The following is a 10538-nucleotide window of genomic DNA, read 5'->3' as shown; positions in this document are numbered from 1 at the left end:
AGAATCTGATGCCGCATGACTTGATCAACTCCAAGCCGATTTCCGCAGCGATCAAAGAGTTTTTTGGTTCGAGCCAATTGTCCCAGTTTATGGACCAGACTAATCCTCTTTCCGAAATCACGCACAAGCGTCGTGTTTCGGCATTGGGACCTGGTGGCTTGACGCGCGAGCGAGCTGGTTTCGAAGTTCGAGACGTTCATCCCACACACTATGGCCGCGTGTGCCCAATCGAGACACCTGAAGGACCGAACATTGGTCTGATTAACTCGATGGCTTTGTATGCTCGGTTAAACGAATATGGTTTCCTCGAAACGCCCTATCGTAAAGTTGTCGATAGCAGCGTGACGGACCAGATCGAATATCTTTCTGCGATCGAAGAAAGCAACTATGTGATTGCCCAGGCTAACGCTGAACTCAGCCCGACCGGCAAGTTCACCGATGATCTGGTTGCATGTCGCCAAGCGGGTGAAACCCTGCTGACAGCGCCTGCAAACGTGCACTACATGGACGTTGCGCCATCGCAGATCGTTTCTGTTGCAGCCTCGCTGATTCCCTTCCTTGAGCACGATGATGCGAACCGCGCATTGATGGGTGCAAACATGCAGCGTCAAGCTGTCCCGTGTTTGCGTCCTGAGAAGCCAGTCGTTGGTACGGGTATCGAGCGTACCGTTGCAATTGACTCGGGCACGACAGTACAAGCCTTGCGTGGTGGTGTTGTTGACCACGTTGATGCAGATCGCATTGTGATTCGCGTCAATGATGAAGAAAACGTTGCAGGCGAGGTCGGTGTTGATATTTACAACCTGATCAAATACACACGATCAAACCAAAACACGAACATCAACCAGCGCCCAATTGTGCGCCGTGGTGATGTGGTGGCTGCGGGCGATGTGTTGGCCGATGGTGCATCAACCGATCTGGGCGAACTCGCTCTGGGTCAGAATATGTTGATCGCCTTTATGCCTTGGAATGGTTACAACTTTGAAGATTCGATTTTGATCTCTGAAAAAGTTGTGGCGGACGATCGCTACACTTCGATTCACATCGAAGAGTTAACGGTTGTTGCGCGCGATACCAAACTCGGTGCCGAAGAAATCACACGCGACATCAGCAACTTGGCCGAAACACAACTCAATCGTTTGGATGAGTCGGGTATTGTCCATATTGGCGCTGAAGTTCGTGCCGATGACGTTCTGGTAGGCAAGGTCACGCCTAAAGGCGAAACGCAACTCACACCAGAAGAAAAACTTTTGCGCGCGATTTTCGGCGAGAAAGCTTCCGACGTTAAAGACACCTCCTTGCGCGTGCCTTCCGGCATGGTTGGAACAGTGATTGACGTTCAGGTTTTCACACGTGAAGGTATCGTTCGCGACAAGCGCGCGCAATCCATCATTGATGATGAGTTACGTCGTTATCGCCAAGACTTGAACGACCAGTTGCGTATTGTTGAAAACGACACATTTGATCGTATTGAAAAGTTGCTGATCAAGAAGATCGTAAATGGTGGTCCGCGCAAGCTTGCCAAGGGTACGGCTTTGACCAAAGAATATTTGGCTGAGCTCGATCGCTGGCAATGGTTTGACATTCGTTTAGCTGACGAGGCGCATGCTGTTGTGCTCGAACAGGCTAAAGAATCTCTCGAACAAAAGCGTCATCAGTTTGATCTGGCCTTTGAGGAAAAGCGTAAAAAGCTGACTCAGGGTGATGAGTTGCCACCAGGCGTGCTCAAGATGATCAAGGTCTACCTTGCTGTCAAGCGTCGCTTGCAGCCTGGTGACAAGATGGCCGGTCGCCACGGAAACAAAGGCGTTGTGTCGCGCATCACTCCTGTAGAGGATATGCCGCACATGGCTGACGGTACACCAGCTGATATCGTGCTGAATCCGTTGGGCGTGCCTTCGCGAATGAACGTGGGTCAGGTGCTTGAGGTCCACCTTGGTTGGGCAGCAAAAGGACTGGGCCAGCGTATTGGCGACATGTTGCGCGATCAACAAAAAATCGAAATCAAAAAGATTCGTACGTACCTCGACAAGATGTACAACAGTACTGGCACAGGTGCCCGTATCGACGAGTTAAATGATGACGAAGTGATCGAGCTTGCACAAAACCTCAAAAACGGCGTGCCGTTTGCAACACCTGTTTTTGATGGTGCAACAGAAGCTGAAATCACCAAGATGCTTGAGTTGGCGTATCCAGATGAAATCGCCCAGCAAATGGGTTTGACAGAGTCACGTACGCAAGCATGGCTGTATGACGGACGCACAGGCGAACAGTTTGAGCGCCCCGTCACAATGGGCTATATGCACTATCTGAAGCTGCATCACTTGGTTGATGACAAGATGCACGCACGCTCGACTGGTCCTTACTCTCTCGTCACGCAGCAACCTTTGGGTGGTAAAGCCCAGTTTGGTGGTCAGCGCTTCGGTGAGATGGAGGTCTGGGCGCTTGAAGCGTACGGCGCATCCTACACGCTGCAAGAAATGTTGACGGTTAAGTCCGATGACATTAACGGCCGCACCAAGGTATACGAAAACATTGTCAAAGGCGATCACACGATCGATGCGGGCATGCCCGAATCGTTCAATGTGTTGGTCAAGGAAATTCGTTCCTTGGCGCTTGACATGGATCTGGAGCGTAAATAATGAAAGCGCTACTCGACCTTTTCAAACAGGTTTCGCAAGACGAACAGTTCGATGCCATCAAAATTGGCATCGCTTCACCCGAAAAGATCCGTTCGTGGTCTTACGGTGAAGTACGCAAACCAGAAACAATTAATTACAGAACGTTCAAGCCAGAGCGTGATGGTTTGTTTTGCGCGAAAATTTTTGGTCCCATCAAGGACTACGAATGTTTGTGCGGCAAATACAAACGACTGAAGCACCGCGGTGTCATTTGCGAAAAATGTGGCGTTGAAGTCACTGTCGCGAAAGTCCGTCGTGAGCGGATGGGTCACATAGAGTTGGCCAGTCCTGTCGCGCACATCTGGTTCTTGAAGAGCTTGCCATCCCGTTTGGGCATGGTGCTCGACATGACATTGCGTGATATCGAGCGTGTGCTTTACTTCGAAGCATGGTGTGTGATTGAGCCAGGCATGACTCCGCTCAAGCGCGGTCAAATCATGTCCGACGATGACTTTATCGCCAAGACCGAAGAGTATGGCGATGATTTCCGTGCGCTGATGGGTGCCGAAGCGGTGCGTGAATTGTTGCGCACAATCGATATCGATCGCGAAGTGGAAACATTGCGTGGAGAGCTGAACGCCACAACATCCGAAGCCAAGATCAAGAAAATCTCCAAGCGCCTGAAAGTGCTCGAAGGTTTCCAAAAGTCGGGCATCAAGGCGGAATGGATGGTCATGGAAGTCTTGCCTGTGTTGCCACCGGACTTGCGTCCGTTGGTGCCACTTGATGGCGGACGTTTCGCGACCTCTGACTTGAATGATCTTTATCGTCGCGTCATTAATCGTAACAACCGACTCAAGCGATTGCTTGAGCTCAAAGCGCCAGAAATTATTCTGCGCAATGAAAAGCGGATGTTGCAAGAGTCTGTTGACTCATTGCTGGATAACGGTCGCCGCGGTAAAGCCATGACTGGCGCGAATAAGCGTCAGCTCAAGTCCCTCGCTGACATGATTAAAGGCAAGAGCGGACGTTTCCGTCAGAACTTGCTTGGTAAGCGCGTGGACTACTCTGGTCGTTCTGTGATTGTGGTCGGTCCACAGCTCAAGTTGCATCAGTGCGGCTTGCCCAAACTGATGGCACTCGAGCTATTCAAGCCTTTCATTTTCAGCCGTCTTGAATTAATGGGCTTGGCGACGACAATCAAGGCCGCAAAGAAACTGGTTGAAAGCCAAGAGCCTGTGGTTTGGGATATTCTGGAAGACGTGATCCGTGAACATCCGGTCATGTTGAACCGCGCCCCAACCCTGCACCGTCTGGGTATTCAGGCCTTCGAGCCTGTTCTGATTGAAGGCAAGGCCATCCAACTGCATCCGTTGGTTTGCGCAGCTTTTAACGCTGACTTCGACGGTGACCAGATGGCTGTTCACGTGCCACTGTCTATCGAAGCACAGATGGAAGCACGCACGTTGATGCTTGCCTCAAACAACATCTTGTTCCCTGCAAACGGCGAGCCATCCATCGTTCCTTCGCAGGACATCGTGTTGGGCTTGTATTACGCCACGCGCGAACGCACGAATGGTAAAGGCGAAGGCATGTTCTTTGCCGACGTGGCCGAAGTGCAGCGCGCATATGACAACCGCGAAACAACCTTGCAAACGCGCATCACAGTGCGTTTGCCCGAGTGGACACGCAATGCCGACGGCGAGTGGGTGGCCGGTGTGCAGCGCGTAGAGACCACGACAGGCCGTGCTTTGTTGTCAGAGATTCTGCCCCGTGGTTTGCCCTTCTCCGTGCTGAATCGCGCGTTGAAGAAGAAAGAAATTTCACGGCTGATCAACCAGTCATTCCGTCGTTGCGGTTTGCGCGACACCGTGATTTTTGCCGACAAGCTGATGCAGGCCGGTTTCCGTCTTGCAACGCGTGGCGGTATTTCAATCGCGATGGGCGACATGTTGATCCCTGAAGTCAAGGGTGAAATTCTGGCTGAAGCCAGCCGTGAAGTGAAAGAGATTGACAAGCAATATTCATCCGGCTTGGTGACCTCGCAAGAGCGTTACAACAACGTGGTTGATATTTGGGGCAAGGCTGGCGATAAAGTCGGCAAGGCTATGATGGAACAGTTGGCAACAGAACCTGTTGTCGACCGCCATGGCGATCATGTGCGTCAAGAGTCTTTTAACTCCATCTACATGATGGCCGACTCCGGTGCGCGTGGTTCTGCTGCCCAGATTCGACAGTTGGCTGGTATGCGCGGATTGATGGCCAAGCCTGATGGCTCGATCATTGAGACGCCCATTACAGCAAACTTCCGTGAGGGTTTGAACGTACTCCAGTACTTCATTTCCACGCACGGTGCGCGTAAAGGTCTGGCCGATACTGCACTCAAGACTGCGAACTCTGGATATTTGACACGTCGCCTTGTTGACGTGACTCAAGATCTGGTGATCACCGAAAACGACTGCGGCACTTCGCACGGCTATTCGATGAAAGCGTTGGTTGAGGGTGGTGAAGTCATCGAGCCATTGCGCGAACGTATCCTTGGTCGTGTGGCCGCGGTTGATATCGTGAACCCCGATACGCAGGAAACAGCGATCGCAGCAGGTACCTTGCTTGATGAGGATCTCGTTGACTACATTGACAAGCTTGGTGTGGACGAAGTTCGCGTTCGTACGCCATTGACTTGCGAAACACGTCATGGTTTGTGCGCACACTGTTATGGACGTGATCTAGGACGCGGTTATCTCGTCAACGTCGGCGAAGCAGTCGGTGTGATTGCAGCCCAGTCGATCGGTGAGCCTGGTACGCAGTTGACGATGCGTACATTCCACATCGGTGGTGCGGCTTCGCGCGCAGCAATGGCTAGCGGCGTTGAAACGAAATCAAATGGTGTGGTGCGTTTTGCCAGCACCATGCGTTACGTGACCAATCCGAAAGGCGAGCGCGTTGCAATTTCCCGTTCGGGCGAAATCGTCATTTATGGTGATAACGATCGTGAACGCGAACGTCACAAGGTGCCATATGGCGCGACATTGCAAGTCAATGACGGTGACGTTTTGAAAGCAGGCGCCCGCTTAGCGACTTGGGATCCGCTGACACGCCCGATTATTTCCGAATACGCAGGTACAGTGCGTTTCGAAAATATCGAGGAAGGTGCAACGGTAGCCAAGCAAGTTGATGATGTAACCGGTTTGTCCACTCTTGTTGTGATCACGCCCAAGACACGTGGTGGCAAAATCGCCATGCGTCCGCAAATCAAATTGATTGGTGAAAAAGGCGAAGAGGTCAAGATCGCAGGCACAGATCACTCTGTGAATATTTCCTTCCCCGTTGGCGCACTGATTACCGTGCGTGACGGTCAGCAAGCTCAGGTTGGCGAGGTGTTGGCGCGTATTCCACAAGAATCGCAAAAAACTCGCGACATTACCGGTGGTTTGCCACGTGTGGCCGAGTTGTTCGAAGCACGCTCACCTAAGGATGCCGGTATGTTGGCAGACGTGACGGGTACGGTTTCGTTCGGCAAGGACACCAAGGGCAAGCAGCGTCTGGTCATTACCGACCTTGACGGTATTGCGCACGAATTCTTGATTCCCAAAGAGAAGCAAGTACTCGTGCATGATGGTCAAGTGGTGAACAAGGGTGAAATGATTGTGGACGGCCCCGCTGATCCGCATGACATTCTGCGTCTCCAAGGTATTGAGCGACTGGCAACTTACGTTGTGGATGAAGTTCAAGATGTGTATCGATTGCAGGGTGTGAAGATCAACGATAAGCACATCGAGGTGATTGTTCGCCAGATGTTGCGTCGTATCAACATCGTCGATGCTGGAGATACATCCTTCATTCCAGGCGAGCAAGTCGAGCGCGCTGAGTTGCTCAATGAAAATGATCGTATGGAAGCAGACAACAAACGTCCGGCAACCTACGACAACATTTTGTTGGGTATCACGAAAGCTTCCCTGTCCACCGATTCCTTTATTTCAGCGGCTTCCTTCCAGGAAACCACTCGCGTTCTCACCGAGGCTGCCATTATGGGCAAGCGCGACGATTTGCGCGGTCTGAAAGAAAACGTCATTGTGGGTCGTCTGATTCCAGCTGGAACAGGAATGGCCTATCACGTGGCACGTAAGGAAAAAGAGGCGATCGAAGCAGCTGAACGCGAGGCAGCTCGTCATCAAGCCAATCCGTTCGAAGATGCACCTGCTGCCGCTGAGGCACCAGAGGCAACTGAAGAATAAGTTGTTTGTCAGGGCGGTACCGCCGTTAAAAGCGGTACCGCCCGGTCGTTCAAGAGAAAGTATTGAAAGACTCAATTATTCTTAACAAAAGTTTTACAAAGTTTTGTTAAGTCGGTTGACAGTAAATAAGGATTTACGCTAAGCTGTCAGGCTTACCGTATTTTTTGGGGACTCAACAGCTCTGGGCTTGTTGATGCGCCCTGGTTTGATTAGCAATACCCGCTCTTTTACGGATTTCCGTTTGATGGTGGGTTTGCGCGAGCTGCCCAGGAACGGGAATACTGAGAACGCGTCGTAGAGGGTAAATTTCAGGGTGAAATTACCGCACGTAAGTATCAGAAATAAAAGGGAATTTGAGGTTATGCCAACCATTAGCCAACTCGTGCGCAAGCCGCGCGAAGTCAGCGTTTCTAAGAGCAAGAGCCCAGCGCTCGAAAACTGCCCTCAGCGACGCGGTGTGTGCACGCGCGTGTACACAACAACACCAAAGAAGCCAAACTCAGCGTTGCGTAAAGTCGCCAAAGTGCGCTTGACCAACGGATTTGAGATTATTTCTTACATCGGTGGCGAAGGCCACAACTTGCAAGAACACTCGGTCGTGCTCGTACGTGGCGGCCGTGTAAAAGACTTGCCAGGTGTGCGTTACCACATCGTCCGTGGATCACTTGACTTGCAGGGCGTGAAAGATCGCAAGCAGTCGCGCTCCAAGTACGGCGCCAAGCGTCCTAAGCAGGCTAAGTAAACAGACTAGATAAGCAAGCTAAATACGCCAGCTTGTAGCCAAGTCAACGCAGTAAAAAGTAGCACTGAAATGTGCAGCCAGTATGCGAAAGCAAATTGGCAATGTAAGTGACCTACCTGATGGTAGGTCGTGGCTGTAGCCAGATAGGCTGCGGTTCAACTGAAATGACACAAAGGAATTGATATGCCCCGTCGTCGCGAAGTCCCCAAACGTGACATCCTGCCCGATCCAAAATTCGGCAGCGTCGAGCTCGCTAAGTTTATGAACGTTGTGATGTTGTCCGGCAAAAAAGCCGTGGCAGAGCGCATTATCTACGGTGCGCTGGATCAGATCCAGACTAAGACCGGCAAAGAGCCAATCGAAGTCTTCAATTTGGCCATCAACAACATCAAGCCAATCGTTGAAGTAAAAAGCCGCCGTGTGGGTGGTGCTAACTACCAGGTGCCGGTGGAAGTTCGCCCGGTCCGTCGTTTGGCACTTGCCATGCGCTGGTTGCGTGAAGCCGCGAAAAAGCGCGGTGAGAAGTCAATGGATCTGCGCCTGGCTGGCGAGCTGCTTGATGCAGCAGAAGGCCGTGGCGCTGCCATGAAAAAGCGTGATGATACGCACAAGATGGCCGAAGCTAACAAAGCATTCAGTCATTTCCGCTGGTAATTTAAGGATCAACCATGGCCCGCAAAACCCCGATCGAGCGCTACCGCAACATCGGTATCTCTGCCCACATCGACGCAGGGAAGACCACAACAACAGAACGCATCTTGTTCTATACAGGCGTCAATCACAAGATTGGCGAAGTCCACGACGGCGCCGCCACAATGGACTGGATGGAACAGGAACAAGAGCGCGGCATCACGATTACGTCTGCCGCGACGACCGCCTTTTGGAAAGGCATGGGAAACAACTACCCCGAGCATCGCATCAATGTGATCGATACTCCCGGGCACGTTGACTTCACAATCGAAGTTGAGCGCTCCATGCGTGTGCTCGACGGCGCTTGTATGGTTTACTGCGCGGTGGGTGGTGTTCAGCCCCAGTCTGAGACTGTTTGGCGTCAGGCTAACAAGTACCGTGTGCCACGCTTGTCCTTCGTGAACAAGATGGACCGTACCGGCGCTAACTTTTACAAAGTCTACGACCAGCTCAAGACCCGCTTGAAAGCTAATCCAGTGCCTGTTGTTTTACCAATTGGCGCAGAAGAAAAGTTCACTGGTGTCATCGATCTCGTCAAAAACAAAGCCATCATTTGGGACGAAGCCAGTCAGGGTATCAAATTCGATTACGTTGATATACCAGCAGACATGGTTGAAATCGCCGCTGAGTGGCGCGAAAAGCTTGTCGAAGCCGCCGCTGAATCATCTGAAGATCTGATGAACAAATACCTCGAAGGTGGCGTGCTCACCGAAGAGGAAATTCAGCTTGGTATTCGCACACGTACAATCGCCTGCGAAATTCAGCCAATGTTGTGCGGCACGGCTTTCAAGAATAAAGGCGTACAGCGCATGCTTGACGCTGTGATTGAGTACTTGCCTTCTCCTGTGGATATTCCCGCAGTGAAAGGTGAAACAGACGAAGGCGAGGAAACAAGTCGTAAAGCTGACGATAATGAAAAATTTTCAGCTCTCGCATTTAAGTTGAGGACAGATCCTTATGTCGGACAACTTACCTTTGTGCGTGTGTACTCGGGTGTTCTCAAGTCAGGCGATACAATCTATAACCCTGTCAAAGGCAAAAAAGAGCGCATCGGTCGCATCTTGCAGATGCACGCCAACAACCGCGAAGAAATCAAGGAAGTGGTTGCCGGTGACATCGCTGCTGTGGTGGGTCTGAAAGACGTCACGACAGGCGAGACACTTTGCGATGTGGATTCACACATCATGCTCGAGCGTATGGTCTTCCCTGAGCCTGTGATTTCACAAGCAGTTGAGCCAAAGACCAAGGCAGACCAGGAAAAAATGGGTCTGGCTTTATCGCGACTCGCACAAGAGGATCCTTCTTTCCGTGTGCGCACTGACGAAGAATCTGGCCAAACAATTATTTCGGGTATGGGTGAGTTGCACCTCGAAATTATTGTTGACCGCATGAAGCGTGAATTTAGCGTTGAAGCAAACGTCGGTAAGCCACAAGTGGCTTACCGTGAAACGATTCGTAAAGTTTGCGAAGAAATCGAAGGTAAATTCGTCAAGCAATCGGGCGGTCGCGGTCAGTACGGCCACGTCGTTCTCAAGCTTGAGCCCCTGCCACCAGGCGGTGGTTACGAATTTGTCGACGCCATTAAGGGCGGTGTGGTTCCTCGCGAATACATCCCTGCAGTGGACAAAGGCATCCAGGAAACACTGCCAGCAGGTATTTTGGCCGGTTACCCTGTCGTTGACGTTAAGGCGACACTGTTCTTCGGTTCATACCACGACGTTGACTCGAACGAGAACGCGTTCCGCATGGCGGCTTCAATGGCATTCAAAGACGGTATGCGCAAGGCAAGTCCTGTGCTGCTTGAGCCAATGATGGCTGTTGAAGTTGAAACACCAGAAGACTATGCCGGTACAGTGATGGGCGATTTGTCCTCACGTCGCGGCATGCTCCAAGGTATGGATGACATGGTTGGTGGCGGCAAGGTCATTAAGGCCGAAGTCCCATTGGCTGAGATGTTCGGTTACGCGACGAACCTGCGTTCATTGACGCAAGGTCGTGCAACCTACACGATGGAATTCAAGCACTACTCCGAAGCTCCCAAAAACGTGGCCGATGAAATTATCGCGGCCCGCGGCAAGTAATTAAGTTAGAGGAAAATCATGGCAAAAGGTAAATTCGAACGCACCAAACCACACGTAAACGTCGGCACAATCGGCCACGTTGACCACGGCAAAACGACGTTGACCGCAGCGATCACGACTGTTCTGTCCAAGAAGTTTGGTGGCGAAGCAAAAGACTACTCGCAGATCG

General features: G+C 51.6%; 6 protein-coding genes. All 6 read left to right on the top strand.

Annotation, left to right across the window (positions count from 1 at the left end; translation table 11 throughout):
• Positions 1-2642 (top strand): DNA-directed RNA polymerase subunit beta (gene rpoB / locus QWY27_RS14970; protein WP_290199241.1); only part of this gene is annotated, 2642 nt, incomplete at its 5' end.
• Complete coding sequence (rpoC, locus tag QWY27_RS14965; RefSeq protein WP_290199240.1) at positions 2642-6856, top strand: DNA-directed RNA polymerase subunit beta'; 4215 nt, start codon at positions 2642-2644, stop codon at positions 6854-6856. The genes rpoB and rpoC, both read left to right, overlap by 1 nt.
• Before the next feature lie 361 nt (positions 6857-7217).
• Entirely contained in the window at positions 7218-7598 is a 381-nt protein-coding gene (gene rpsL, locus QWY27_RS14960; RefSeq protein ID WP_028816413.1) for a 30S ribosomal protein S12, read from the top strand.
• Between the two features lie 183 nt (positions 7599-7781).
• The gene (rpsG, locus tag QWY27_RS14955; protein ID WP_290199239.1) at positions 7782-8252 is read left to right on the top strand and encodes a 30S ribosomal protein S7; all 471 of its coding nucleotides are present in this window, start codon (positions 7782-7784) and stop codon (positions 8250-8252) included.
• A 14-nt stretch (positions 8253-8266) separates the two neighbouring features.
• Positions 8267-10369 carry an elongation factor G gene (gene fusA / locus QWY27_RS14950; RefSeq protein WP_290199238.1) on the top strand — a complete coding sequence of 701 codons (2103 nt, stop codon included), beginning with the start codon at positions 8267-8269 and terminating at the stop codon, positions 10367-10369.
• A gap of 18 nt (positions 10370-10387) precedes the next feature.
• On the top strand, positions 10388-10538 hold a 151-nt coding region (locus QWY27_RS14945; RefSeq protein WP_290199242.1), incomplete at its 3' end, for a GTP-binding protein.

The organism is Zwartia vadi, from assembly GCF_030410375.1.
GTDB lineage: Bacteria > Pseudomonadota > Gammaproteobacteria > Burkholderiales > Burkholderiaceae_B > Zwartia > Zwartia vadi.
Note: the sequence above shows the minus strand (reverse complement) of the source record. Positions and strands in the feature narration are given on the sequence as shown.

Excerpts from the sequence above, each read along its gene's own strand:
- fusA (WP_290199238.1), top strand. The coding sequence starts at position 8,267 with ATGGCCCGCAAAACCCCGATCGAGCGCTACCGCAACATCGGTATCTCT.
- rpsG (WP_290199239.1), top strand. The coding sequence starts at position 7,782 with ATGCCCCGTCGTCGCGAAGTCCCCAAACGTGACATCCTGCCCGATCCA.
- rpoC (WP_290199240.1), top strand. The coding sequence starts at position 2,642 with ATGAAAGCGCTACTCGACCTTTTCAAACAGGTTTCGCAAGACGAACAG.
- rpsL (WP_028816413.1), top strand. The coding sequence starts at position 7,218 with ATGCCAACCATTAGCCAACTCGTGCGCAAGCCGCGCGAAGTCAGCGTT.